Below are 24,997 nucleotides of genomic sequence, written 5' to 3'. Positions count from 1 at the left end.
CGAGGGATGCCCACCTTACGGGGAGTTGACCGGCGGGGACGGCGGACGCATCCTCGGGGCACGACAGAATCGGCCGGGGGGGCTTACGGAAGCCGGTGTGAATCCGGCGCGGCCCCGCCACTGTGAGAGGTCCGGGATTTCCCGGAACGCCGACTCGGACGTGCCACTGGGACCCGCGTGGTCCCGGGAAGGCGAGCCCCGGCGGCCTCGAGCCAGGAGACGTGCCCATCCGGCGCCCACAACACACCTCCGCGGGGAGGTGAGGGGTCGTCTTCCGGGTTCGGCACACCCTGGAAATCTCCCTCTCGTTTCCGCGGGAAGGGAGAGCCGAGATGAGACATGTGAATCCGGCGCGAGGGCGCCAGTTTCACGAACTCGCCGCAGCCGCCTGCGCCTTTGCCACCGCCTTTGCCGTTGCCGGCGCGTTCCCGCTTCGCGCGCAGGAACCGATCAGCCTCGACGGGCTCGTGGTCACCGCCTACCGCTGGGCCGAGCCCGAGTGGACCGTGGCCGCCAACACCACGGTCATCGAAGGCGAGGAACTCGAGCGGGCCGGGATCGAATTCGTATCCGACGCGCTCCGACAGGTCGCCGGTCTGGCGGTCGCCCGGAACGGGTCCTTCGGCGCCATCACGTCCGTCTTTCTGCGGGGGGGCGAATCGGACTACGTCCACGTGCTCGTCGACGGGGTGCGCGTGAACGAGCCCGGCGGATCCTACGACTTCGCCTCACTGACCACCGACAACGTGGAGCGGATCGAGATCGTGCGCGGGCCGGCCTCGGCGCTGTACGGCTCCGACGCCGTGAGCGGCGTCATCCAGATCTTCACGCGGCGCGGGGCGGGGCCGCCCCGGGGCAGCGTCTCGTTCCAGACCGGGAGCTTCGGGACGACGCGCTGGCAGGGCGACCTGTCCGGAGGCGGCGGCGGACTCTCCTACGCCTTCTCGCTCGGGGGGAGTGCGACGGACGGAATCCTCGCCTTCAACAACGAGCACCGGCAGACGACGGCCACGGGGCGCGTGCAGGCGAATCTGGATGCGGACACCGATGCGACCGTCGCCATCCGCTACAACGACTCGCGCTTCCACTATCCGACGGACGGGTCGGGTAACGTGGTCGACCGCAACGCGTATTCCTTCGGCGACGCGCTCACGGTGAACATCGACGCGGGCCGGCGCTGGACGGACGCGCTCGAGACGCGGCTCTTCCTCAACGTCTGGGAATCGGACCGCGGCACGGACGACGGACCGGACAGCCCCGCCGACAGCCTGGGCTTCTTCGGGTTCAAGAGTCTCACCGACACCCGGCGCGTCACCGCCGGCGGCCGCGCCGTGTGGCGCCCCTCCGAGGGGATGGCGATCACGACGGGGTACGAGGAGGAGCGACAGTCCGTCCGTGGCTTCAATCAATCCTTCTCCCAGTTCGGGGAGAGTTCCGGCAACTCCGAGGACGACTGGTGGAACCGCGCCGTCCACGCGCAGTTCTCGTGGGGTCGCGACGCGCTGGCGCTCAACGCGGGCGTCAGGGCCGAGGACGACGAGCGGTTCGGGGCAGCGGCCACCTGGCGGACGGGAGCGGCCTGGCGCGCCGAGGCAGCGGGGACGCGCCTCCGGGTCTCGGCCGGCACCGGAATCAAGGAACCGACGTTCTTCGAGACCTTCGCCACGGGCTTCGTGACGGGAAACCCCGACCTCACACCGGAACGCTCCACGAGCTTCGAGGGCGGAATCGACCAGGACCTCGGCGGCTCGCTGAGGCTCTCGCTTACGGGCTTCAGCCAGAGCTATCGGGACCTGATCCAGTACACCGGCTCTCCGCCCGCCGAGGGCGACCCCAACTTCTTCAACGTGGCGAAGGCCCGGAGCCGGGGACTTGAGGCGGAGGCGTCCGTCGAGGCCCGCCGGCTGCGGCTCACCGGCAGTTGGACCTACCTCGACACCGAAGTGCAGGATGCCGGCTTCGACGAGGGACCCGGCGCAACCTTCGTGGAAGGCTCCGCGCTGTTGCGGCGGCCGAAGCACGCCATGGCGGCGTCCGCCTTCTATCCGGTCTCGTCGCGGGTCGGACTGGACGTGAGCCTGCGGCGCGTGGGAGAACGGGAGGATCGTGACTTCTCCTCCTTTCCGGCCGAGCCCGTGACGCTTCCCGCCTACACGGTGCTCGATCTCTCGGCCAGCTTCGACATCGCCGGGAACCGCAGAGGTCCGGGATTCACGCTCACGGTGCGCGCGGAGAACCTCCTCGACTCCGCCTACGAGGAGGTCTGGGGCTTCGCGGCGCCCGGGCGGGGGCTGTACGTGGGTGGACGCGTCATCCTCGGCGGCTCCTGACCGGCGCGGTTGCCGGGGCCCCGCGGCGGCGGATGCCGCGGGGTCCGCCCCCTCACGAAGTTACGCCGACGCGCCGGGGGTCTCTTCCACCTCGGCCAGCGCCTTCTGCAGTTCGCGCCGGGCTACGCGCGTCACGAGGACGACGACGGCGGCCGTCGCGACAAGACCCGCCACGAGGAGCGCGGTCTGCCCCCAGCTGGCCGCGCCGCCGGACGCCTCGGCGACCTCCGCTCCGGCCGCGCCGATGTACACGTACAGGAGCGTCCCCGGGAACATCCCCACGAGCGAGGCCGCCACGTACTGGTAGAAGGTCACGCCGGTGAGGCCGTAGAAGTAGTTCTGCGCGTTGAACGGAAACACCGGGGAGAGGCGGGTGAGGAAGACGATGCGCCAACCCTGGGTTTCGACCGCGCGGTCGATCGCCCGCAGCGCCGGGCGGTTGGCGAGGAGCTTCTCGACGCGGTCGCGGAGCACGTAGCGGGCGATGAGGAAGGCGAGCGCGGCCCCGATGTTCGCGCCCACGAACACGGTGAGGGTGCCGAGCGCGAGGCCGAAGGTGACGCCGCCGGCGATCGTCAGCGCCGAGCCCGGCACGAAGAGCACTACGGCGAGCGCGTAGAAGAGTCCGAAGAAGAAGGGCCCCAGCCACCCCAGCGCCGCCGTGGTCTCACGCAGCCAGGTGACGAGTCGCGCCAGAAAGCCCAGCTCCTCCGCCGCCGCGGACTCCCCCGCCGCGGACTCCGGCGTCCGGGCCGCCTGCCCGGGGCTGGGCGAGGCGGCCACAAGCAGCCGAGGCGCGGGGCCGAACTCCGGACCCGCGCCGGCCGACCGGGCATCGACCGTGCCCTCCGCCGACGCCGGCACGAGCGCCCCCAGGAGGAGCGCGATCCAGGCGGCCGCCGAACCCCGTCGTCTGTTTCGCCGCGGCCCGGGGACCACTACGGCCTCTCCAGTCGATTGTGCGCCGCGAGGATGCGCCGCACTTCGTCGTGCGGGAGTCCAGGCACCATGTTCCCGTCGCGCCCCACCATGGTCCGACCCGCAACCATCGCGTTCGTGATCGCCTCCTCCGTGGCCTGGGCCGTCGCGAGCAACAGCGGCGACATGGCGTTGTTCGACATCATCTCCACGGTCGTGTTCTCCACCCGGCTCCACGCCCCGCCGTTCGCCGTCGAGAAGGCGATGAAGATGTCGCCGGAACCGTTCATCCCGTATCCGCCCATCCGCCCGATCCCGATCGGCGCGCGGCGCGCGAGCCGCTTCAACTGGTGCGGCAGCAGCGGAGCGTCCGTCGCGATGACGACGATGATCGAACCGAGGCCGTCGAACGCGCCCGCGTCCGCCGATCCATCCGCGCCGCCGGGCGGCGTCCAGTCGAGGAGTTCCTGTCCCACCGGCACGCCCGCGATCAGCAACTGCGGCCGGCGCCCGTAGTTGCACTGCACGAGCACGCCGACGGTGTAGTCTCCCACGAGCCGGGACGAGGTTCCGATCCCGCCCTTGAACGAATTGCACACCATGCCGGTCCCTCCGCCGACCGATCCCTCCGTGACGGAGCCCGAGGCCGCACTCTCGATCGCGGCGAACACGTGTTCCCTGCCGACGTGGAACCCGTTGATGTCGTTGAGCCGGCCGTCCCAGGTTTCCGCCACGACGGGCAGGCTCCACCAGATGCCCGGCGCGATGGGATGGTTCGCCTCCGCATCCCGCGACCACTCGATGACCGCCTGGTGGACGTCTCCCACGCTGTGGGTGTTGGTGATCATCACCGGACCCTCGAGGAAGCCCGATTCCTCGACCCAGGTCGTCCCCGTCATTTCCCCGTTCCCGTTCAACGAGTACCAGCCGGCGAAGACAGGCTCGTAGCTGTCCGTACGCGGGAGCACGGCGGTCACGCCCGTGCGCACGGGGCCCTCCCCGACGACGAGCGCCCCCTCCCCTTCGATGATCGTCGCATGCCCGACGCGGATGCCGGCCACATCGGTAATCGCGTTCCAGGCTCCCGGCTCCCCCGGGAACGGGATCCCGAGGTCCCGCGCCCTCGGCGGAGTCTGGGCGTCGAGGGCGCCGGCGGTCAGCACTCCGGCGGTCAGCACTCCGGCGGCCAGCATTCCGGCGGCGGCCAGCATCAGCGTGATCGGGCGCCGGCGGGCCGATCCCGTTCGTGGCAAGAAGAACATCGACACCTCCACGCGAGGGACTATGTGATTCGGTCTATTCGATCTCTATCTGAACGTGCCCTGGATCCCCAGCGTCCACAGGACGTCCGGCCGCAGGCCCGCGGCCTGGATCGGGAGCAGGGCGTTTGTGGCAAGAATCATGTCGCGGCCGAGCATGTACTTGAGCCCCACGGCGAGGTCGATGTAGTGGTGACCGACGTCCGGGAGGGATGACGACTCGACCGCAAGAGCCGGAGTGCCGACAAAGGTGACGGGACCCGGCATCGGATGCTCCGGATCCGCCAGTTCCCAGCGGGTGATGAGGTCCGCGGCCACCGTCAACGCATCCGACGCATGGGCATCGAAGCCCACCGTCGCGAGCACCGCGTCCTGATCGAAGTTGCTGTCGCGCAGGTTTCCTTCGCGCAGGAGATACCCGGCGTTCAGATGGGGCGAGAACCGCCCCCGGTTGAGGGAGAGAACCACCAGCGCGCGGCCACGGCCTTCGCCCAGTCCGAGCAGATCTTCCTCCTGTCCCGTGGGAAAGGTGACGTCCGCCAGGAGCGCCATGTTCACGGGCGGCGGCGCACGGCCCACGGCCGTGCCTCCCATGAGGTTGACCTTCATCCGGGCGGAGACGTCGCCGATTCCCGTCGCCGACCCTCTCACGGAGTTGGTCGCCTGGAGGACCGGCGCGTCCGGCGTGCCTCCGAAGCGGTGCGCGAGCGAATTCCCGAGCGACAGGATCTGGGCGTGAGTCGTTCCTCTCAGACTCGCCCGCACGACCGGCACGGCGAATCCCACGTCGAGGAAGGACGTCAGGCCGGCGCTCAGGACCGCCGTGGCCACCGTGTAGTCGAGATCGAGGTTCGTCCGCACCCGGAGCACGTCGCGTTCGAAGAAGGGCAGGCCGAGCCCGGGGTCCGGACCCAGGGCCACATCCGAGTCCTCGTGGAAGAAGTTCAGGACGAGGTTGTCCGTGGGCACGCCGCTGAAGTTCGTGACCTGGAACGCGGTCGCTTCGAGGCCGAGGAAGAAACGCCCTATCCCGAGGGTTTCGGCTCGTTCGGCGAAGATCGGCCCGAACGACGCGCTCCGATCGTCGTCTGACCAGATGCGGCCGCCGGCCATCGCGGTCGGAGGAAGGCTGCCGACCACGCGGGCGATCCCTTCCTGGAAGGAGAGGATGAGCGCGTCGTTCCTGGGAACCCGTTCGCGCAGGTAGTGCCGGCCGTGCTCCGTATTGAAACGCCCGGTCTCCTCGAAGTCCGGATCGAGGCACAGAGGCACGCCGCACTGCCCGAACACGAACAGTTCCGACACGAGGTCCGTGAGCGACTGCGCCGCAGCCGGCCGGCCAGCCACCGTCATCAGCGCCACCATGACCATGAGCCCCGCGACGCCTCGTCCGTGCATCTCGCCTCCCATCGAGTTTCCGCTCCGGTGGCGCTGAAGGTTCTCCCACCGGTCGGACGCGGCAAGGTGACCCGTTGACCTCCGGCGCCCTCCGCGCTCATCCTCGGGCCATGCCCTCATCACGCCCGCGTCAGACAACAGCCGCCTCGGCACCCGCGTTAAGCCGGGGCAGTCAGGATACCCACGACGTCATCGTCGTCGGCTCCGGCGCGGGGGGCGGGATGGCCGCCTACGTGCTCGCCTGTCACGGCGTCCGCGTACTCCTTCTCGAGGCGGGGCGGGACTACGACCCCGTGTCCGAGACGCCGATGTTCCAGCTCCCCGCCGACGCGCCGCTCCGGGCCGCGGGGACCGCCGACAAGCCGTTCGGCTTCTACGACGCGACGGTCGACGGTGGCTGGCGCGTCCCCGGCGAGCCCTACACGAGCGCCGAGGGGGTCGACTTCATGTGGTGGCGCTCCAGGATGCTCGGGGGACGGACGAACCACTGGGGCCGGATCTCCCTTCGCATGGGCCCCTATGACTTCAAGCCCCGGACCCGGGACGGGCTGGGGTTCGACTGGCCGATGACGTATGAGGATCTCGCGCCCTGGTACGATCGCACGGAGGCCTTCGTCGGCATTTACGGGTCCAATGAGGGGCTGGAGAATACGCCGAATTCGTCCGACGGAATCCTCCAGCCGCCGCCGGCGCCGCGCGCCTATGAACTGCTTGCGAAGAAGACGTGCGACGGCCTCGGGATCCCGGTCATCCCGGCCCACCTGGCCATCCTGACGGAGCCGCAGGACGCCGACCGGCTCTCGCGGATGCTGTGGCCGAGCAACGAGATGGCACGCCGGGTGACGTACGACTCCATGCGCTCGCGCGCGGCCTGCTACTGGGCCACGCCGTGCGGGCGGGGTTGCTCGATCAGGGCCAACTTCCAGTCGACGACCGTCTGCCTGCCGCCGGCGCAGGCGACCGGGAACCTCACGACGATCACCGACGCCATGGTGCGCGAGGTGACGATCGACGAGCGGGGGCGGGCCACCGGCGTTCACTACATCGACAAGAAGCTGCGCGCCGACCGCCATGCCTCGGCGCCGGTGGTCGTCCTTGCGGCGAGCGCCTGCGAGTCCGCGCGCATCCTCCTCAACTCCCGCAGTTCGCTCTTTCCCGATGGCCTTGCCAACGGGAGCGGCCTCGTCGGCAAGTACGTGATGGATACGGTGGGCGCGGGGGTCTCCGGCCAGATTCCCGCGCTCGAGTACCTGCCCCGGCACGCCGAGGAGGGGGCTTCGGCGATGCACATGTACATGCCCTGGTGGCTATACGGGGAGCAGGCGGCCGGACGCATGGATTTTGCCCGCGGCTACCACATCGAGTTCGGCGGCGGGCAGCGGATGCCCGGGTACGGCGCCTTCAGCGGCATCGAGCCGCTCACCGGGGGCGCCTACGGACAGCGCTTCAAGGAGGAGTGCCGCCGCTACTACGGTTCCTTCATGTACTTCGACGGCCGCGGCGAGATGATTCCGAACGAGGACTGCTACTGCGAGATCGATCCCGAGGTGGTCGACCAATGGGGGATCCCCGTGCTCAGGTTCCACTGGAAGTGGTCCGACCACGAACTCAACCAGGCCCGGCACATGCAGCAGACGTTCGCCGGGATCATCGAGGGAATGGGCGGTCGCGTGCTTTCGACGGTTCAGACGGACGGCGCCCGCGCGATCCTGGCGCCCGGCCAGATCATCCACGAGGTGGGCGGCGTCCGAATGGGCGATCGGCCGGACGACTCGGTCCTCAACCAGTACTGCCAGTCCTGGGAGGTCCCGAACCTGTTCGTGATGGACGGCGGGCCCTTCGTCTCGAATGCGGACAAGAACCCGACGCTCTCCATCATGGCGATCGCGTGGCGGTCGTCCGAGTACCTCGTGGACCAGCTTCGGCAGGGGGCTCTCTGATGGCCGACCACGAACGCGACCGGGCACCGACGCCGGAACACGAAGGGGCGCGGGAACGGGAACCGGAGGCGGCCGAGGGACTCACGCGCCGCCGAGCGCTGCAGGTGCTCGCGGCCGGCGCGGCGGGTGCGGCCGCCATCTCGGCCGGGGCGTGCGCCGACGGGACCGAATCGGGCGTGCCTCGCGCCGAGGACGCGACCGCCTTCTCCGGCGCGACGAGCGGCGGCAACCCCCGGGCCGCGGGTACGCCGACCGACCCGGACATGGTCTCACCCGTGGTGTGGTGGGATCTTGTTCTGACGGAGGACGAACTCGCCACGCTCGCGTCGCTGTGCGACGTCATCATCCCCGAAGACGAACACTCCCCCGGCGCGGCGGCCCTCGGCGCGCATGCCTTCATCGACGAGTGGGTGAGCGCGCCCTACGACGGAAACCGGGAGGATCTGACGCTCATCCGCGGCGGACTCGTCTGGCTGGACATCGAATCGGCGGAGCGGTTCGGCGAGCGGTTCACCGAACTGACGCTCGATCAGAAGCACGCGATCTGCGACGACATCTGCTGGGCGGAGAATGCGGCCCCGGAATACAGGGTCGCAGCCCGCTTCTTCGACCGGGTGCGGGATCTCACGTCGACCGCGTTCTGGACGACGACGGAGGGGATGGCCGATCTCGGCTTCGTCGGGAACCGCCCCATGCCCCGCTTCGACGGCCCACCGCCGGAGGTTCTCGAACGCCTGGGTCTGGCCTAGAAGCCGTTGGCGCGAGACCATGCAACAGGCTTTCTTCCGCAGACCCGTCCTGGAGTGAGGCATAGCATGACGCTGAAGAACAACTTCTCCCGGCGCGACTTCGTTCGGGCCTCCGGCGCGGCCGGCCTCGGCCTGAGCATCGTACCCGCGCATGTACTCGGCGGGCCCCGTCACCGTGCCCCCAGCGACACGCTGAACGTGGCGCACATCGGTGTCGGCGGCATGGGAGGCGGCGATGTGCGGGGCATGGCGGGCGTCGGCGAGAACATCTACGCCCTCTGCGACGTGGACGAGCGCCAGGCGGCGGGTTCCTGGAGCGCCTTTCCGCGGGCCAAACGCTACCGCGACTTCCGGGCGATGCTCTCGGAAGAGGCCGATAACATCGACGCGGTCCTGATCTCCACGCCGGACCACACGCACACCGCGGCCGGCATGATGTCCCTTTCGCTGGGCAAGCCCACGCGCATCCAGAAGCCGCTCGCGACCACGATCTGGGAGGTGCGCCAACTCGTCGCCGCCGCGGAGAAGGCGGGGGTCGCCACGCAGATGGGGAATCAGGGTCACGCCCAGGACGGGACACGGGAGATTCGCGAGTGGTACGAATCCGGCGCCATCGGCGAGATCCGGCGCGTGGAGTACTGGACGAACCGTCCCATCTGGCCGCAGGCGATTCTGCGGCCGACCGAGGCGCACCACGCCCCGCCCTGGCTGGAGTGGGACCTGTGGCTCGGACCCGCAAGCGACCGCCCCTACCACCCGGCCTACGCTCCCTTCAACTGGCGGGGCTGGTGGGACTTCGGGACGGGCGCCCTGGGCGACATCGGGTGCCACGCGATGGACGCCGCCTTCTGGACCTTCGACCTCGGGACGCCGGAGCGGATTTCGGCGGAATCGACGACGCTCTTCCCCGAGACGGCGCCCGCGGCGTCGCGCATCGAGTACGACTTCCCCGCCCGGGGGGACCGGCCGGCCGTGAAGGTCGTGTGGCGCGACGGCAACCTCTCGCCGCCCCGGCCCGAGGAAGTACCGGACGACGCCCGCTGGCCCTTCGAGTCGAGCGGGCAACTGTGGATCGGGACCGACGGCAAGATGTTCGCGGGGATCTACGGCGAGAACCCCCGCTTGCTCGACGCCGAACGGGATGCCGGGATCCGGGCCGACCCGCCGCCGGAGAAGTACCCGCGCACGGACGGCGTGTACGCGGAGTTCGCCGGCGCCTGCAAGGACGGGCCGCCCGCCGGTTCCAACTTCGTCGACCACGCGGGACCGCTGACGGAGATGGTGCTCCTCGGCAACCTCTCCGTGCGGAGCGGCCGGGAAGTGCGCCTCGATCCGTTGACGGGCGAAATCCTCGACGGCGTCTCGATCCCCGAACGCTACGTAAGGGCAGATTATCGTTCGGGCTGGGAGTGGTAGCGGCGGCCACCCGATCGCAGCGACCGTTGACGGACGTCGGCCGGTGATCCCGTGCAACTGAACGGCCTCGACTGGATCGTCCTGGCCGCTTACGGGACCGTGGCCCTCGGAGTCGGGCTCTGGTTCGCCCGGCGCGCAGGCTCCGGCACGAACGAGTTCTTCCTCGCGGGCCGGAAGCTCCCCTGGTGGCTGCTGGGGACGTCGATGGTCGCGACGACCTTCTCCACCGACACCCCGAACCTCGTCACGGACCTCGTCCGCAACGGCGGCGTGAGCCGGAACTGGGGCTGGTGGGCCTTCCTCATCACGGCGATGTGCACGACGTTCTTCTACGCGAAGCTGTGGCGTCGTTCCGGCGTTTTCACCGACATCGGCTTCTACGAGCTCCGCTATTCGGGGCGCGCGGCAACCTTCCTGCGCGGCTTCCGGGCCCTCTATCTGGGCGTCTTCTTCAACGTCGTCATCATGGCCACCGTCACGCTCGCCGCGATCAAGATCTCGGGGGTTCTGCTCGGGGCGGACAAGTACACGACCGTGCTCGTCGCGGGCACGGTGGCGGCGCTGTACTCCGCGACGTCGGGGCTCTGGGGCGTGGTCGTCACCGATCTCCTCCTGTTCGCGATCGCCATGATCGGGGCCGTCGCGGCGGCCTCCTATGCGCTCGCGCAGCCCGAGGTCGGGGGTCTGGCCGGGCTCGTCACGCACCCGGAGATCTCGCAGAACCTCTCGTTGCTGCCCGACTTCTCGGACTGGCGGACGGCGGCGATGGTGTTCGTCATCCCGATCGCGGTGCAGTGGTGGGCAAGCTGGTATCCCGGCGCGGAGCCGGGAGGCGGCGGGTACGCGGCGCAGCGGATGCTCGCGGCGCGGAACGAGCGCGACTCCATGCGCGCCACCCTGTGGTTCAACATCGCGCACTACTCGCTGAGGCCGTGGCCCTGGATTCTCGTCGCCCTCGCTTCGATCGCGGTCTATCCCACGCTCGACTCCATCGGAGCGGCATTCCCCGACCTCGATCCGAGCATTCTGGGGCACGACCTCGCCTACCCGGCGATGCTCGTCTTCCTGCCGCACGGACTGCTGGGACTCGTCGTCGCCTCGCTCGCGGCCGCCTACATGTCGACGATCTCCACGCACCTGAACTGGGGATCGTCCTATGTCGTCGACGACTTCTATCGGCGCTTCGTGGCCCCGGACCGGGGCGAGGCCCACTACGTGCGCGTGGCGCGGATCTCCACCGGGCTGCTGATCGTCCTCTCCGCCGCCCTCGCGCTCTTTCTCGACAGCGCGAAGCAGGCGTTCGAACTCATCCTGCTGCTGCACGCGGGGAGCGGCCTGATCTTCCTCCTGCGCTGGTTCTGGTGGCGGGTGAACGCGTGGTCGGAGATCTCGGGCATGGCGGCCTCCGCGACGGTGGCGCTCTGGTTCCCGCTCTTCCACGAGCGAGTGGGGTTCCCGGCGCTCGACCCGGCGGTCAGCCTGCTGCTGGGGGTCGGCCTTACGACGGCGGTGTGGCTCGTCGTGACCTTCCTCACCCGGCCCACGGACACGGCGACACTGCAGGGCTTCTACGACCGCATCCGCCCCTTCGCCCGCGGCTGGCGGAAGGCCGTGCACACGCAACCGGACGCGCCCGGGAGCCTGGCCGCGGGCCTCGCCTCGTGGGGCCTCGGCTGCGTGACCGTCTACGCCGTGCTCTTCGGCACGGGGATGGCGCTGTACGGGAGGCCGGCCGCCGCGGTCGGATTCGGACTCGTGGCCGTCGCCGCCGCCATCGGACTGTTTCGGGCACTCCCCCGGGTGGGCTTCGACTGACCGAATCCCCTGACACGGCGACCCGCCGCGTCAGGGGTCGATCTCGAGATGGTCCAGGAGGAGGAGGTGGCCCGGCGGTCCCCATCCGTCGAGGGAGATCCGGTCGATCCCCGCAGCCACCGCGACGACAACGCGTTCAGCGCGGAAGACGCCGCGCCCGCTCGGATTGTAGGTGGCCTTCCCCGACCCGGAATTCTCGTCCGCCGCGTAGCGCATATCGGGTGAACGCGCAGCAGTGGACGCGGGCAGCCGTTCGTCTCCGCTCCGGACGATGACCAGGAAGCGCTCGATGAGGTCGGGGCCGAGCAGGGTGAAGGCCACCCTGCGCGGACGCCCCGGGAAGTCCAGGTGTATTACGCCGACTTCGAGTCCGCGCTCTCCCGCCAGCGCGGGGCCAAGCGCGTAGGCCGGAGCGTTCGGGGGGAGATAGCGGCGGGCGTCGAGCACGTAGGGCCGGACGGCGTTCGCCGTGTACGATTCGAAGGAGAGAACGAGACCCTGTTCGCGCCATTCCTCCGACACCGCGGCGTTCGATTCGACCGGTCGGCCATCGCCGTACGTCTCGAAGTCGATGCGCGCGGGCGCGTAAACCGCGCCCTCACCGCGAGCCGGGAGCGACGGGCCGCCTTCCGCGCCTGCTTCGGGCGCGTCCTGGTTGCCCCCGAGCGGCGACACGGGCGGCGGCATGCGGGCCCGAAGCTCCGTCGGCGGGGGTGGTGGCGGCGGAGCTTCGACCTCCCAGCGCGGGCGGAAGCCCAGGGATCGCAACCCCGCGTACGCGGCCGCGACGACCAGCCCGGCCAGAGTGAGGGCAGCCAGACCACGCAGCGCACGCACGACGGGATGCGGGCGGCGACGGCGCACCTCTATGCGCCGACCACGCCGAGCTGCGGCCACGTCTCCCACCGGCCGCGGGTGAAGTCGGGGAAGTCGACCGGCCGGCTCCGCGCCGCCACGGACGCCTCGCTCACGGCGCACACGGCCGAGAGCGACGCCGCATCGTACACGTTCATGTCGGTGGGCAGCCCCTCGCGCAGGCACTTGATCAGCCGGTAGTCCTCGAGATAGTCCATGCTGCCGTGGCCGCGGCCCGCCCCGGCCCCGGCCATCTCGCGCCACAGCGGGTGCTCGAACTCCTCGACGTAATCGGCCGCCTCGTCCCATCGATGCCCCTCGCTGCGGTCCTCGACGTAGACGCGCTCGGGATAGCCCTGGAAGAGGCCCCGCGTCCCCTGGACGAGGTGGATCCGCGAGTACGGGCGGGGGAGGTTCGTGTCGTGCGAGACGTAGATCGTCCGGCCGAGGACGGTCTTGATGAGGGTGACGTTCACGTCGCCGAGCGAGAAGGTCTCGTCACGCTCGGCCGCTCCCTCGGGGAAGTGTTCGCGGGCGAACGCCTGCAGCCCGCGCGATGGCCCGCTCATCGAGACCGCGTAGTCGAAGCGGTCTCCCCGGTTGATATCCATGCAGTTGGCGATCGGTCCGAGTCCGTGCGTGGGGTAGAGGTTGCCGTTCCTCGTCTTCGAGTGTTCCCGGCGCCACAGCCCCTCGCCCGTGTCGGCGAACTTTATGGCGCGCAGGTCGTGCAGGTATCCGCCCTCGCCGTGCAGGATCTCGCCGAACAGCCCGAGTCGCACCATGTGGAAGACGAGCATCTCCCAGCGGCCGTAGTTCACGTTCTCCATCATCACGCAGTGCCGCCGCGTCGCCTCGGCCGTCTCCACCAGGCGCCAGCAGTCCTCCATCGTGTAGGCCGCCGGAACCTCCGTCGCCGCGTGCTTCCCGTGCTCCATCGCGGCCACGCAGACGGGCACGTGCCAGCGCCACGGCGTCGCCGTGTAGACCAGGTCGAGTTCCTCCGCCTCGCACATGCGGAGGAAGTCCGTCTCCCCGCGCGTGTAGAGGGTCGGCTCCGGCCCCCCGGCTTCGACCACCCAGTCGCGGGCACGCTCGGCGTGCTCGGGCCGGATGTCGCAGAGCGCCGTGAGTTCCACGCCCTCGATGTCGAGAAGATTGCGGACATGGACCGAACCCATGCCGCCGATCCCCACGAAACCGATCCGTACCGTCTCCATCGGCGGGGCCGCGAAGAGCGCCTCGGGCGCCGCACCGCCGCTCGCGGACGGATCCGATCCGCTGCCGGCCCCGGGCTCGCGGCAGCCGCCGAGGACTGCCGCCCCCGCGCCGAGCGCCCCCAGCTTGATCAGCGTCCGCCGGTCGACGCCCGCGGGTGTCATCTCGCCGGTCTCGTTCGATTCGGGCTTCGTCGGTTCCATCTTCACCGTCCATCCCTGCCGTGTCAGAGAGTCCCGTCCGGTCCGATCCGGGTTTGCCTCAAGGTCCGGGACGTGACATATGGAATCCAACTTCGGAGCGGTGGGGAGCGGATCGCAAACATGAGACGGTACAGGACGAATCGAGCGTCACGCACGGCGACCGCGACCGGCGTCGCGGCCGTCCTGTGCCTGTCGTGCGAGTCGGCGCCGACGGGCCGGGACCGGCTCCTCGATGCCGCCGCCGCCATCGAGCGGCTCTCGAGCCTCGCGTACGAGTATGCGTACGAGGGGACCGGGAGCGCCGCGGGATCCTACACCGGGAGGGTGCGGCTGCTCAGGGCCGAGGGCGAACCCTCGGTCTACTGGGCGGAGCTTCGGCCGTCGCCGTCATGGATCCCCGCTCCGCGGCCGGGCGAACCGCCACCCGGCGACGCCCCCGGCGAGACACCCGCCGAGACGCCCGCGCTCATCGTGTCCGGGGGCGGCGATTACGTCGCGGCCCGCGACGAGGCGCTGGCCCGGTTCAGCCACGGGACGATCTCGGGGGGCTCCGGCCATCTCGTGGCCAACGCCCCTTTCGCGGTACTCCCCGCGTTCACGGATCCGCAGCCGTTCCAGGCGGAACTGGCGAGCGGCCTGGAACTCGTGAGCCGGGAGACGATCGGCGGCGTCCTGTGCGATGTGCTGCGCGGAAGGACGACCGAGTTCGGATCCGCGCAGGTGTGGTGGCACATCGGGGTCGAGGACGACCTCCCCCGCGCCTTTCGCTGGGAGGCGGATGACGGGAGCGGGACCCTCGCCTTCGAGATCCGGAGCATCCTCGTCGATACGAGGCTCACGCCCGATCAACTCGCGATCCGCGTGGATCTCCTCGATCCGGCGAGCGAAGTCATCGACGAGGACGCGCGGCCGATCGAACCCGGCGTTCCGGCGCCCGACTGGACGCTGGAAACGGAATCGGGCTCGTCCCTCCGCCTCTCGGCGCTGCGCGGGGACATCGTCGTGCTGAGTTTCGGGGCGAGCTGGTGCGCCCCGTGCCGGGACCTCGCCGCCGCGTACGCCGCCTTCCCGGAGCGGTGGACGGCGGAGGGCGTGCGGTTCCTCAACCTCAGCGCGTGGGAAAGCCCCGAAGTCGATCCCGGCACGGTCGCGCGCGAATGGGGTCTCGACGCCCCTCTCCTCCTGCGCGCGGAGCGGATCGCATACGACTACAAACTCGCCTCGGTTCCGGCCCTCTTCGTGGTGGATGCCGCGGGGGATCTGGCGCTCGTCCGGAACCCGACGCTCGCGGATCCCGAGGCTCAGGCCGGCGAACTCGAGCGGACGCTCCGGTCGCTCATCGACACGGATCCCTGACCGCCCCGACTGTGAACCCTACTTGTCGATCGGCAGCCCGCTGGGCACGGCCGCCGGCGCCAGGTGCGACAGGTCGCGCGCCGCGTCATCCGTCAGCGACTCGAGGAAGGCGACGAGGTCGTCCGCCTCCGCATCGTCGAAGCCGATCGGGATCAGGATCGTGTCCCGCGTCGCGAGGATGTCGTCAAAGTTGTTCAGCAGCGTGCCCCGCAGTTCGGGATCCACCTGCGACACGTCATAGTCCCGGAGCCGGGTGTCGATGCTGTCGTAGTGGACGACGATCGCCTTCAGCGTGGCGAACTGGCCGGCGTGGCCGTACGGCCCCGTGAGTTCGACGTTCCGCATCGGCGGCGTCTTGAAGAGCCGTCGGTGCGCCCGATCTCCCGTCACGCGCTCGCGCCCGAAGTCGTCGTTCCCGCCCGGCCCGTCGCCCAGCCCGGGTCCGATCTGCGGGATGGCCGCGTTGTGGTGCTCGTTGTTGCGGTCGTCAAACTGGTCCGTCTCGTGACAGTGCATGCAACGGATCGTCATGAAGCTCTTCGCGCCGCGCAGCGCCGAATCGCTGAGCTGCTCGTTGTCCCCCTTCAGGAACCGGTCCCACGGGGTGTCGATGAAGGTGAGTGCGGCCACGTAGAAGCCCGCGATTGCGTTCGCCGCGTGCGCGAAGGACATGTCGTCGAAGGCCGTGCCGGGGTACGCGGCTTCGAACAGGTCCCGGTATTCGCCGATCTCTCCCAGCCGCGCCATGATCGCCGCCCACACGCCCGTGAAGTCGTCATCATCGAGCGCCGCCAGTTCGTTGTCCTCGCCGAAACCGCGCATCTCCTTGCGCCGCAGCACGGGGATCATGGGCTGCGCCGACAGCGCCCCGAACTCGAACACCGCCTGCATCTCCGGCGTCAGCTGATCGCCGGCCTCCGTCGAGATCGATCCGTCCTCCAGTTCCTCTACGAACCCGTCCCAGAAGAACTGCGTCGAGAGATGGAGGTTGAAGAGGGCGGGCGAGTTGCGCGGGATGAACTCGCCTTCGGGGTGCGTCCGGTTCGGACCCAGCCCTCGTCCCCCGACGCCGATCGAGAGCGACCGGCCATCCCCCAGCGCGAAGCTGGGGAGGTGGCAGGACATGCAGGAGATGTCCCGGTTCCCGCCCAGGATCCGGTCGAAGGCCAGCGCACGCCCCAGTTCGACGAGTTCCGGCCGCACGGGGGACGGCGGCTCGAGCGGGTCGAGGTTCCGGTGGTCCGCGAGCAGGCGCACCGTGTCGATGAGCATCGCCCGCACAACCTCGGGAGGCGGCGGCGGGGGGGGCGGCGGTTCCGGCGGAGGCGCGGGCGGAGGCGGTGGCGGGACGGGCGGCGTGACGGAGCCGTCCCCGCAGGCCGCGAGGCCAAGGAGGATTCCGGCGGTCACGAAGGCGAGCGCCTTCCGAGTGCGGTTCAGCATGCGGGAAATCCATGCACCGGGGTCGCGGACGGCTCCCGTCAGGGGCTTTCCACGGTGATTCGCACATCCATCATGTACTCGTGGTAGCGGCAGAAGAATACGTACTCGCCTTCGATTCTGGGATGGTATTCCCAGATCGTGCCCGGCCGCAGGTCGTCGCTGTCCACTGCATTCACGCCGTCGGGGACCTTGCTGAACTCCACCCGGTGGATGTTCGTGCCGTTCTGCGTCCACGTGATGGTCGCGTGCCGCTGCACCGTCACGTGCGCTTCCTGATCGTGATTCCCGTCCGGATCTACGAACGTGTCGTCCTGGATGTCGAAGTTCGCGTCCGACCCGAAGGGCACCTCCACTCGCGACGGCGGGGGAGGCGGCGGGGGAGGCGGCGGCGGGGGCGGCGGCGGGGGCGGAGGCGTCCCGGTGGGCGGAGGCGGCGGTGGAGGCGGAGGCGGCTCGATGGGCGTACCTACCGGTCCAGTCTCCACTCCGCCACCCCCACAGTTGAGGGCGATGCCCATCACGAACAGCAGGGCTGGCCAACGACCCTTCATTCAAAACCCTCCTGGGGGTACCACTCCCACGATCCGACCTGAAAAAATGAAACGGGCCGCGTGCCTCAGGCAAGCTCCGGCGGCTCGCCGGCGGCCCGGCGTTGCTGCGGGGCCTGATCCGTGCAAGAATCGGCTGCATGCGAACCTTACCTGAAATCCGTCCGGTGACACCCGTCATCGGCGCCGAGGTCGACGGCGTGGACCTCGCCGCCCTCGATGATGACAGTTTCGAGACCATCCGCGATGCGTTGATGGCGCACTGCGTCCTCTTCTTCCGGGACCAGGACATCTCCATCGAGAGCCAGAAGGCGCTGGGGGCCCGTTTCGGGGAACTCGTCGAGCACCCCAACGAGCCCGGCATCGCGGGACATCCGGAGGTGTTCCGGATCCATGCGGACGAGAACTCGGTGCGGGCGACCGGGGAGCGCTGGCATTCGGATGTGTCGTGCGACCCCAAGCCGCCGATGGGTTCGATCCTCCACCTGCACACGGTGCCCGGGAGCGGCGGCGACACGCTGTTCGCGAACATGTACGCCGCCTACGATGCGCTGTCGGACCGCATGAAGGCGCTGCTCGATGGCCTCACGGCGGTCCACGACGGCGGCCCGTTCTACCGGGAGGTCAACCGGCTCATCGGGCGCGACGACGGGGGCCGCTCCTACCCGTCGGCGGAACACCCCATCGTCCGCACGCACCCCGTGACGGGGCGGAAGACGCTCTTCGTGAACGAGATGTTCACAGTGCGCATCGTGGACCTCCCGCGGGGCGAGAGCATCGGGCTGCTCGACTTCCTCTTCCGGCACGTGCAGCGGCCGGACTTCCACTGCCGCTTCCGCTGGCGCCCGCATTCCGTCGCGTTCTGGGACAACCGCTGCACGCAGCACCACGCGATCTGGGACTACTTCCCCGCCGTGCGCTCCGGCTACCGCGTCACCATCCGCGGCGAACGCCCCGTCTAGGGTGCACGTCGTCGGGGTGGACCTCTCGGGCCCCGTCAACTCTGCCGCCACCGCCATCGTCTCGCTGCGGCGGTCGGGCGATGCCCTCCGGTACGAGCCCCGGTGGTCCAGGAGTGAGGCAGACGACGCCGCTATCCACGCTGTAGTACGCGAAGCATCCGCAGCGGACGAAGTCGTCGTTGGACTCGATGCTCCTCTCTCCTACAACGTTGGAGGTGGGTCCCGAAAGGCTGACAAGGAGTTGCGTGCGCGAATCGTGAAGGAGGGAATGCAGCCGGGCTCCGTGATGGCCCCGACGGCTCCCCGCATGGCGTACCTGACTCCGCGCGGGATCGCCGTCGCCCGGCTCCTTGCCTCGATGGACGAAGATCGACCCCCGAAGATCGTCGAGGTGCACCCGGGGGCCGTGTTCACCCTGGGAGGAGCACCTCTTGAAGACGTCATGTCTCTCAAGACGGAGCAGGAAGCGCGTAGGAGATTGTTGCGGTGGTTGGGTAACAGAGGTCTCTCCGAGTTGCCTCCGGAGTTAGCCGAATCCGACCACAGCGTCGCCGCCTGCGGGGCTGCTCTTGCGGCCTGGCGGTGGGCGTGCGGTGAATCTTCCTGGCTGTATCCCGCAGAACCGCCACACCATCCGTACGACTTCGCCTGTTAGCGCACGCACCCACGAAGTCGTACCCACAACCTGGTCCGCCCACATCGATGCGTCGGCCATTTGTCGATTAGGACCCCGGCCATTTGTCGATTAGGACGTCGGCTGTCCGTCGTTTTCGGGTCTCGGCGATCTGTCGGTTCGCGAAAGCCGATCTTCACAGCCGGGTCGGCCGAACGTACGATGGTGGTCTACTCGCCCGAGGGCTGCGGCGAGCCATCCGCGACAGGAGTCCGGACCATGAAGAGACTCACCCAGCGCTCCGTGATCGCACTCCTCGCATCGGCGACTCTCGGGGCATGCGACGCCGCCGACCGCGAAACGTCGCCGGTGGACACCGCGGAAGCGTCGGCGCTGGCGGTCGTCGGCGCGACCGTCATCGATGGATCCGGGGCGGATCCCATGCCGGACGCGACGGTCGTGGTCCGCGACGGGCGCATCGAATCCATGGGACCGTCGGGGGAGATCGAAGTTCCGGCGGACGCCGAGGTCCTGGACGCGGCCGGAAAATACCTCGTTCCTGGCCTCATCAACGCGCACGGCCATGTGGGCGCGACGCTCGGCCTCGAAGGCGGGCACTACTCGCGGGCCAACGTGCTGCGCCAGCTCGGGCTGTACGCGAGCTACGGGGTGACGACCGTCGTCAGCCTCGGCGGGGACGAACCCGCCGGCGTCGAAGTGCGCGACGAGCAGGATACGCCGTCCCTCGACCGGGCCCGGCTCTACGTGGCGGGCGCCGTGGTGGCGGGGATCACGCCGGGGGCCGCGCTCGAGATGGTGAACGGGAACGCGGCGATGGGGGTCGACTTCATCAAGATCCGGGTCGACGACAACCTCGGGAGCACGTACAAGATGACGCCGGATGTGTACGAGGCGGTGATCGCCGGAGCGCACGAACTCGGGCTTCCGGTGGCGGCGCACCTCTTCTACCTCGAGGACGCGCACGGACTGCTCGACGTGGACGTGGACTTCATCGTGCACAGCGTCCGCGACCGGGACGTGGACGACGCGCTCGCGGCACGGCTCGTCGAAGCCGATGTCTGCTACTCGCCGACGCTGACGCGCGAGGTTTCAACCTTCGTGTACGAGAGCGAGCCCGAGTTCTTCTCGGATCCCTTCTTCCTCGCCTCGGCCGAGCCGGCGGTGCTCGAAGCCCTCCGTGCCCCCGAGAGCATGGCGCGCTACCGCGAGAGCGAGTCGGCCCAGCGCTACAAGGAGGCGCTCGCGCAGGCCCAGGAGAACCTCGGCGCGCTGTCCGAAGCCGGCGTCACGATCGCCATGGGCACGGACACAGGCCCGCCCGCCCGCTTCCAGGGTTACTTCGAACACATGGAACTCGCGCTCATGGCGGAGTCCGGCATGTCGCCGATGGAGATCCTCGTCGCCTCCACGGGGGACGCGGCGCGCTGCACCGGGCTGGACGACGTCGGCACGATCGAGGCCGGCAAGTGGGCGGATCTCATTCTCCTCAACGCGGATCCGCTGGAGGGGGTCGAGAACCTGCGCGCGATCGAAGCGGTCTGGATCGCCGGCAACGAGGTGCCTTCCGTCTCCGGCTAGCTCCGTTCCCGCAGGTCGACGATGGGAGGGGCGTCCTCGGGGATCGTGTCCGGCTCGACCGCGCGAACTTCCACGCGGAGCCGGGTCGCCTCCCTGAGTCGGGCGGCGAGTTCGTCGAGGTCCGGCGGCCGGCTCGGGGTGGCCTCGACGGAGACGGTGAGCACGTCGCGATGGTCCTCCTCCGTGACGGCCCCCTGGTAGAGCCGAACGCCGGGCACGCCGCTGAGCGCCTCGGCCAGTTGCCGCGGATGGACGAACATGCCCCGCACCTTCACGCCCTCGCCGGTCCGGCCCAGGAAGCCCGCCAGTCGGGGTGAGGTCCGGCCGCAATTGCACGCATCCGACCGGAACGTCGACAGATCGCCGGTGCCGAAGCGGACGAGCGGGTAGACCGGGTTGGCGCTCGTGACGACGACCTCCCCCGGTTCGCCGGGCTCGCACGGCTCGCGCGTGCCGGGGTCCAGCACCTCGACGACGACGCCCGGCGCGACGTGCCAGCCGTCCTTCGCTTCGCACTCGTAGCCGATGGCCCCGGCGTCGGCGGTGCCGTAGGCCTGAAAGACGGAGACTCCATGGCCCTCCTCCAGCAGCCTGCGGAGATCGAGCGGCAGGGGCGCCCCGCTGACGAGCGCGCGGCGGAAGGTCGCCCGGATCCCGTCTTCCCTCCCCCGCTCCAGCAGGGTCAGTAGAAACTGCGGCGTCCCCACGTAGCCGGTGGCGCCAAGCTGCGACGCAAAGGCGGCCTGGGCCGCGCTGTTCCCGACCCCGCCCGCCACGACGACGCACCCCAGCGCCCGCAGTCCCGCATCCATCATGTGACCGCCCGGGGTAACGTGATACGAAAACGTGTTGAGCACGACGTCGCCGCGCTCGAACCCAGCCGCGCGGAAGGCCGGGGCCATGCGCCAGTAGTCCGCCCGCTGGCCCTCCGGGTCGTTGATCGGACCGGGAGACCGGTGGATACGCCGGAGGACGCCGAGATCCACGCCCAGCATCCCGCCGAAGGGAGGTTGGGCCGCCTGCAGCTCCGGCAGGTCATCCTTTGCCAGGACCGCCAGGTCCCTTAGCCCGGCCACGCCGCGCGGCTCGGGGTGAGCGATCCCGGCCGCCCGGAGGCGGACTCCGGCTTCCCCGCTGCGCTCGAGCGCCAGGCGAACGGCCTGGTCCGCCAGCGCATCCTGCGCCGCGCCCCAGTCCGGCGGCGCTTCCGCGGCATCCACGGGACGCCGCCGCACCGCGCTCACGACAGCCACCGCTTGCGGCGGCGATAGTGCTTCACGTCGCGATACGAGCGCCGCCCGATCTCGCTCAGGCCGAGGTAGAACTCGCGCACATCCTCGTTCTTCCGCAGCTCCTCCGCGGGACCCTCCAGCACCACGCGGCCCGACTCCATGACGTACCCGTAGTCCGCAACGGAGAGGGCGAGGCGCGCGTTCTGCTCGACGAGCAGGATGGTCGTGCTTTCCTCCTCGTTGATCCGCCGGATGATTCCGAAGATCTCCTCCACGAGGATCGGCGCGAGCCCCAGCGACGGCTCGTCGAGCAGCATGAGCCGCGGGCGGGCCATGAGCGCGCGCCCGAGGGCGAGCATCTGCTGCTCGCCGCCCGACAGGTAGCCCGCCCACTGTCGGCGGCGCTCGGCCAGACGCGGAAAATACCCGTAAACCCGCTCAAGGTCCGCCGGCACCGCGGCGCGGTCCCGGCGCGTGTGCGCCCCGGCGAGAAGGTTCTCGTGCACGGTGAGGTGTTCGAACACGTGCCGTCCCTCGACGACCTGGAAGATCCCCCGGCGCACGATGCGGTCCGCGGGGAGACCGTGAATCTCCTGTCCGTCGAAACGGATCGATCCGTCCGTGACCTCGCCGTCCTCGACCTTGAGCAGGCCCGAAATCGCCTTGAGCGTCGTCGTCTTCCCGGCCCCGTTCGAGCCGAGGAGGGCGATGATGTGGCCTTCCGGCACCTCCACGGAGAGTCCACGCAGGACGAGGATCACGTCGTCGTAGAGGACCTCGACGCTGTTGAGTTCGAGCAACGCGCTCACGCGCGCCCCCGGATCACGGGGCGTCCGGTCCCCACGATGGCGCGGTGAGGACTTCCGTCATCGGGGTCCACCTTCCGTCTTCGGCGCGGAAGAGCCGGAGCCCCTTCGAGCCGCGGTGGTCGCTCGGCGTGAAGGTGAGCGGCGGGCCGGCACCCCCCGTGTCGAGCCCGTCGATCGTCTCCAGCGCCCGCTTGATGTTCTCTCCCGTCAATTCCTCTCCCGCATCGAGCGCCCGCCGGATCCCCTCGACGAACACCGCCATCGTCCACCACCCCTGCGTATACGCGTTCGTCTTCCCGGCGTAGTCCTCGCCCCGGGACTCGAGGTAGCCGCGGATGTCCCGGATCCCCGGCACATCGTCGGTGAGCGGGGCCCACGGGATCGCCCCCACCACCCCTTCGGCCGCGTCCTCCGCCAGCCTCCACAGGAGCGCGTTGGCGCACCAGTTCAGGCACACGAAGGTCGCGTCGATCCCCAGTCCCCGCGCGTTCCGTAGAGCGACGGCCGCCGGCGCGGAAGTGTTCTGGAACACCACATACGTTGCGCCCGACTGCCCGATGCGGGAGAACTCCGCCGTGTAGTCCGTCGCGCCGCGCGACATCTCGTACGGCGTGACGTCGACGCCGATCTCCCGCGCGTAGTCCTCGCCCCCCTGCGCCCAGGGCGACAGGCCGAACGGACTCGCGTTGTGCATGAACGCGACCCGCGCGTTCCCTTCGCCGCCGTTCGCCCGGTGGTCCTCCGCGATCCAGCGCAGCACGATCCTGAACTGGTCGCTGTAGCTCGTCGCCACGAGGAAGTTGTAGGGCGATTCGTGCGCGTCGCCGAGCACGTGCGAGAGGGAGGCCGACGAGAACGGGATCCGGTCGTCCGTGATCCTGAGCCGGAGGGCCTCCGTGTCGCCCGTCCCCCAGCCCATGAAGATGAGGGCGCCCTCCTGCACGAACTGCGTGTAGAGCTGTTCCGCCCGGTCGACCTGGTAGCCGTAGTCCTGGTAGATGAGCCGGACCGGCCGGCCCTGGATGCCGCCCCGCGCGTTGAGCCAGTCGACGTGTCCCCGCACGGCGTCGGCGTAATCGATCCCCACGTCCGCCGTCGGACCCGTGAGGTCGAAGATGGCCGCGATCAGAATCTCGTCTTCCGCCCTCTCCTCCGAACCCCCGCACGCGGCGAGCACGAGAACCGCGGCCAGATATCCCGCGGCGATGCAGGTGAGAGCGGATCGGCTGGAGCGCATATCCCGAGACCTCTTCGTGTTCGTCAAGTTCGCCGACTTGGGGCGATCAGCGGCCTTCTCCGCGACGGTACGCGAAGGGCCACACGTAGAAGTAGTCTTTCACGTTGCGCCACAGTTTGGACAGACCTTCGGGCTCGAACACGAGGAAGAGGATGATGACGATCCCGAACACCGCCTGCTGCACGCTCGGCAGGAGGGCCGCGATCGCGGGCGCCGACCCCTGCAGTTCCTGCCCCACCCTCCCGATCATGGCGGGAAGGAGGGTGATGAGCGCCGCCCCGAACAGCGAACCGCGGATCGTCCCCAGCCCTCCGACGATGATCATCGCCAGGTAGAGGATGCTCGTCTCGAAGGTGAAGCGCTCCCACGAGATGATGTTGCGGTAGTACGCCGTGAGGGCGCCGGCGAGCCCCACGAAGAACGACGAGGTCGCGAAGGCCAGGAGCTTGGTCCCGAACACGTTCACCCCGATGACGCTCGCCGCGATGTCCTGGTCGCGCACGGCGACGAAGGAGCGGCCGATGCGCGAGCGGAAGAGGTTCGCCGTGAAGAGCGCCGTGCCCCCGGCGAGGACGATGCCGAGCCAGTAGAACCCGAAGTCCGTGTTCAGCCGCTGTCCGAAAAGCCGCGGGGCCGGGACGACGACCGCTTCGACCCCTCCCGTGAGCGCCGTCCAGTGCGTGACGATCCACTCCACGATCTCCTGGGCGGCCAGCGTCGAGATCGCGAGGTAGAGCCCCTTGAGCCGCAGCGAGGGGAGGCCGAAGAAGACGCCCACCGCCGCCGTCGCGAAGCACGCGGCCACGATGCTCACGCCCCACGGCAGCCCCAGCCTGAGCGTGAGCAGCGCGGACGTGTACGCCCCGACGGCCATGAAGGCGCCCTGCCCCAGCGAGACCTGCCCCGTGTAGCCGACGAGGATGTTCAGCCCCAACGCGCCGATCGTGGCGATCGCGATCTGGTTCGCGAGGTTGAGCCAGTACGGTGACGCGAGGAACGGGAAGACGAGGAGCGCGCCCATGAACAATCCGAGCCGTACGCGCTCCGCCGGCACGCGCCGGAGCCCGATATCGGTTCGGTAGTCCGTGTGAAAGACG

General features: G+C 69.5%; 20 protein-coding genes and 1 riboswitch. Of the genes, 9 read left to right on the top strand and 11 right to left on the bottom strand.

What is annotated here, in order from left to right:
• Positions 1–62: 62 nt before the first annotated feature.
• Positions 63–243: riboswitch (cobalamin riboswitch) on the top strand.
• Positions 244–332: 89 nt separating this feature from the next.
• The gene (locus ACQY5G_RS07660; RefSeq protein WP_428278527.1) at positions 333–2,330 is read left to right on the top strand and encodes a TonB-dependent receptor plug domain-containing protein; all 1,998 of its coding nucleotides are present in this window, start codon (positions 333–335) and stop codon (positions 2,328–2,330) included.
• Positions 2,331–2,390: 60 nt separating this feature from the next.
• On the opposite strand, the gene ACQY5G_RS07655 is transcribed toward ACQY5G_RS07660, so the two are convergent.
• The 3 genes from ACQY5G_RS07655 to ACQY5G_RS07645 form a co-directional block, all read right to left on the bottom strand.
• Positions 2,391–3,269 carry a TVP38/TMEM64 family protein gene (locus ACQY5G_RS07655; protein ID WP_428278526.1) on the bottom strand — a complete coding sequence of 293 codons (879 nt, stop codon included), beginning with the start codon at positions 3,267–3,269 and terminating at the stop codon, positions 2,391–2,393.
• Positions 3,269–4,441, bottom strand: coding sequence for a P1 family peptidase (locus ACQY5G_RS07650; RefSeq protein ID WP_428278665.1), 1,173 nt, complete (start codon positions 4,439–4,441; stop codon positions 3,269–3,271). The genes ACQY5G_RS07655 and ACQY5G_RS07650 overlap by 1 nt, the downstream gene beginning before the upstream one ends.
• 114 nt (positions 4,442–4,555) lie before the next feature.
• The gene (locus ACQY5G_RS07645; protein WP_428278525.1) at positions 4,556–5,905 is read right to left on the bottom strand and encodes a hypothetical protein; all 1,350 of its coding nucleotides are present in this window, start codon (positions 5,903–5,905) and stop codon (positions 4,556–4,558) included.
• A 221-nt stretch (positions 5,906–6,126) separates the two neighbouring features.
• Here ACQY5G_RS07645 and ACQY5G_RS07640 point away from each other — a divergent pair, with 221 nt between their 5' ends.
• From ACQY5G_RS07640 to ACQY5G_RS07625, 4 genes are all read left to right on the top strand, one after another.
• A complete protein-coding gene (locus ACQY5G_RS07640; protein WP_428278524.1) occupies positions 6,127–7,845 on the top strand; it encodes a GMC oxidoreductase in 1,719 nt (572 codons plus the stop codon).
• Positions 7,845–8,594 carry a gluconate 2-dehydrogenase subunit 3 family protein gene (locus ACQY5G_RS07635; protein WP_428278523.1) on the top strand — a complete coding sequence of 250 codons (750 nt, stop codon included), beginning with the start codon at positions 7,845–7,847 and terminating at the stop codon, positions 8,592–8,594. The genes ACQY5G_RS07640 and ACQY5G_RS07635 overlap by 1 nt, the downstream gene beginning before the upstream one ends.
• 66 nt (positions 8,595–8,660) lie before the next feature.
• The gene (locus ACQY5G_RS07630; RefSeq protein WP_428278522.1) at positions 8,661–10,010 is read left to right on the top strand and encodes a Gfo/Idh/MocA family protein; all 1,350 of its coding nucleotides are present in this window, start codon (positions 8,661–8,663) and stop codon (positions 10,008–10,010) included.
• A gap of 51 nt (positions 10,011–10,061) precedes the next feature.
• Positions 10,062–11,825: a sodium:solute symporter family protein gene (locus ACQY5G_RS07625; protein ID WP_428278521.1), complete on the top strand. Its 1,764-nt coding sequence runs from the start codon at positions 10,062–10,064 to the stop codon at positions 11,823–11,825.
• Positions 11,826–11,855: 30 nt separating this feature from the next.
• On the opposite strand, the gene ACQY5G_RS07620 is transcribed toward ACQY5G_RS07625, so the two are convergent.
• Together ACQY5G_RS07620 and ACQY5G_RS07615 are read right to left on the bottom strand one after the other, a co-directional pair.
• Entirely contained in the window at positions 11,856–12,689 is an 834-nt protein-coding gene (locus ACQY5G_RS07620; protein ID WP_428278520.1) for a hypothetical protein, read from the bottom strand.
• Between the two features lie 2 nt (positions 12,690–12,691).
• The gene (locus ACQY5G_RS07615; RefSeq protein ID WP_428278519.1) at positions 12,692–14,101 is read right to left on the bottom strand and encodes a Gfo/Idh/MocA family protein; all 1,410 of its coding nucleotides are present in this window, start codon (positions 14,099–14,101) and stop codon (positions 12,692–12,694) included.
• Between the two features lie 120 nt (positions 14,102–14,221).
• Here ACQY5G_RS07615 and ACQY5G_RS07610 point away from each other — a divergent pair, with 120 nt between their 5' ends.
• Positions 14,222–15,457: a TlpA family protein disulfide reductase gene (locus tag ACQY5G_RS07610; protein ID WP_428278518.1), complete on the top strand. Its 1,236-nt coding sequence runs from the start codon at positions 14,222–14,224 to the stop codon at positions 15,455–15,457.
• Positions 15,458–15,475: 18 nt separating this feature from the next.
• Here ACQY5G_RS07610 and ACQY5G_RS07605 read toward each other — a convergent pair whose 3' ends face one another.
• Both ACQY5G_RS07605 and ACQY5G_RS07600 read right to left on the bottom strand, forming a co-directional pair.
• Positions 15,476–16,900, bottom strand: a complete 1,425-nt coding sequence (locus tag ACQY5G_RS07605) for a cytochrome-c peroxidase (RefSeq protein WP_428278516.1) — start codon at positions 16,898–16,900, stop codon at positions 15,476–15,478.
• Positions 16,901–16,938: 38 nt separating this feature from the next.
• Complete coding sequence (locus tag ACQY5G_RS07600; protein WP_428278514.1) at positions 16,939–17,247, bottom strand: cupredoxin domain-containing protein; 309 nt, start codon at positions 17,245–17,247, stop codon at positions 16,939–16,941.
• A gap of 368 nt (positions 17,248–17,615) precedes the next feature.
• Here ACQY5G_RS07600 and ACQY5G_RS07595 point away from each other — a divergent pair, with 368 nt between their 5' ends.
• The 3 genes from ACQY5G_RS07595 (at position 17,616) to ACQY5G_RS07585 (ending at position 20,622) form a co-directional block, all read left to right on the top strand.
• Entirely contained in the window at positions 17,616–18,410 is a 795-nt protein-coding gene (locus ACQY5G_RS07595) for a TauD/TfdA dioxygenase family protein (RefSeq protein WP_428278512.1), read from the top strand.
• Between the two features lies 1 nt (position 18,411).
• Entirely contained in the window at positions 18,412–19,065 is a 654-nt protein-coding gene (locus tag ACQY5G_RS07590; RefSeq protein ID WP_428278510.1) for a DUF429 domain-containing protein, read from the top strand.
• A 237-nt stretch (positions 19,066–19,302) separates the two neighbouring features.
• Positions 19,303–20,622, top strand: a complete 1,320-nt coding sequence (locus ACQY5G_RS07585; protein WP_428278508.1) for an amidohydrolase family protein — start codon at positions 19,303–19,305, stop codon at positions 20,620–20,622.
• On the opposite strand, the gene ACQY5G_RS07580 is transcribed toward ACQY5G_RS07585, so the two are convergent.
• Genes ACQY5G_RS07580 through ACQY5G_RS07565 form a run of 4 tightly spaced genes read right to left on the bottom strand, consistent with a single transcriptional unit; the run spans position 20,619 to position 24,954 of the window.
• Positions 20,619–21,866: a phenylacetate--CoA ligase family protein gene (locus ACQY5G_RS07580; protein ID WP_428278506.1), complete on the bottom strand. Its 1,248-nt coding sequence runs from the start codon at positions 21,864–21,866 to the stop codon at positions 20,619–20,621. The genes ACQY5G_RS07585 and ACQY5G_RS07580 overlap by 4 nt on opposite strands.
• Complete coding sequence (locus ACQY5G_RS07575; protein WP_428278664.1) at positions 21,863–22,654, bottom strand: ABC transporter ATP-binding protein; 792 nt, start codon at positions 22,652–22,654, stop codon at positions 21,863–21,865. The genes ACQY5G_RS07580 and ACQY5G_RS07575 overlap by 4 nt, the downstream gene beginning before the upstream one ends.
• Before the next feature lie 22 nt (positions 22,655–22,676).
• Positions 22,677–23,900, bottom strand: coding sequence for an ABC transporter substrate-binding protein (locus tag ACQY5G_RS07570; protein ID WP_428278504.1), 1,224 nt, complete (start codon positions 23,898–23,900; stop codon positions 22,677–22,679).
• A 46-nt stretch (positions 23,901–23,946) separates the two neighbouring features.
• Positions 23,947–24,954, bottom strand: a complete 1,008-nt coding sequence (locus tag ACQY5G_RS07565) for a branched-chain amino acid ABC transporter permease (protein ID WP_428278502.1) — start codon at positions 24,952–24,954, stop codon at positions 23,947–23,949.
• Positions 24,955–24,997: the final 43 nt, after the last annotated feature.

Origin of the sequence: Candidatus Palauibacter sp. (assembly GCF_965261555.1) — a bacterium.
Classification (GTDB): Bacteria; Gemmatimonadota; Gemmatimonadetes; order Palauibacterales; family Palauibacteraceae; genus Palauibacter.
This window is presented reverse-complemented; position numbering and strand designations above follow the sequence as displayed.

Excerpts from the sequence above, each read along its gene's own strand:
- ACQY5G_RS07660 (WP_428278527.1), top strand. The coding sequence starts at position 333 with ATGAGACATGTGAATCCGGCGCGAGGGCGCCAGTTTCACGAACTCGCC.
- ACQY5G_RS07650 (WP_428278665.1), bottom strand. The coding sequence starts at position 4,441 with ATGCTGGCCGCCGGAGTGCTGACCGCCGGAGTGCTGACCGCCGGCGCC.
- ACQY5G_RS07645 (WP_428278525.1), bottom strand. The coding sequence starts at position 5,905 with ATGCACGGACGAGGCGTCGCGGGGCTCATGGTCATGGTGGCGCTGATG.
- ACQY5G_RS07640 (WP_428278524.1), top strand. The coding sequence starts at position 6,127 with ATGGCCGCCTACGTGCTCGCCTGTCACGGCGTCCGCGTACTCCTTCTC.
- ACQY5G_RS07635 (WP_428278523.1), top strand. The coding sequence starts at position 7,845 with ATGGCCGACCACGAACGCGACCGGGCACCGACGCCGGAACACGAAGGG.
- ACQY5G_RS07630 (WP_428278522.1), top strand. The coding sequence starts at position 8,661 with ATGACGCTGAAGAACAACTTCTCCCGGCGCGACTTCGTTCGGGCCTCC.
- ACQY5G_RS07615 (WP_428278519.1), bottom strand. The coding sequence starts at position 14,101 with ATGGAACCGACGAAGCCCGAATCGAACGAGACCGGCGAGATGACACCC.
- ACQY5G_RS07610 (WP_428278518.1), top strand. The coding sequence starts at position 14,222 with ATGAGACGGTACAGGACGAATCGAGCGTCACGCACGGCGACCGCGACC.
- ACQY5G_RS07605 (WP_428278516.1), bottom strand. The coding sequence starts at position 16,900 with ATGCTGAACCGCACTCGGAAGGCGCTCGCCTTCGTGACCGCCGGAATC.
- ACQY5G_RS07585 (WP_428278508.1), top strand. The coding sequence starts at position 19,303 with ATGAAGAGACTCACCCAGCGCTCCGTGATCGCACTCCTCGCATCGGCG.
- ACQY5G_RS07570 (WP_428278504.1), bottom strand. The coding sequence starts at position 23,900 with ATGCGCTCCAGCCGATCCGCTCTCACCTGCATCGCCGCGGGATATCTG.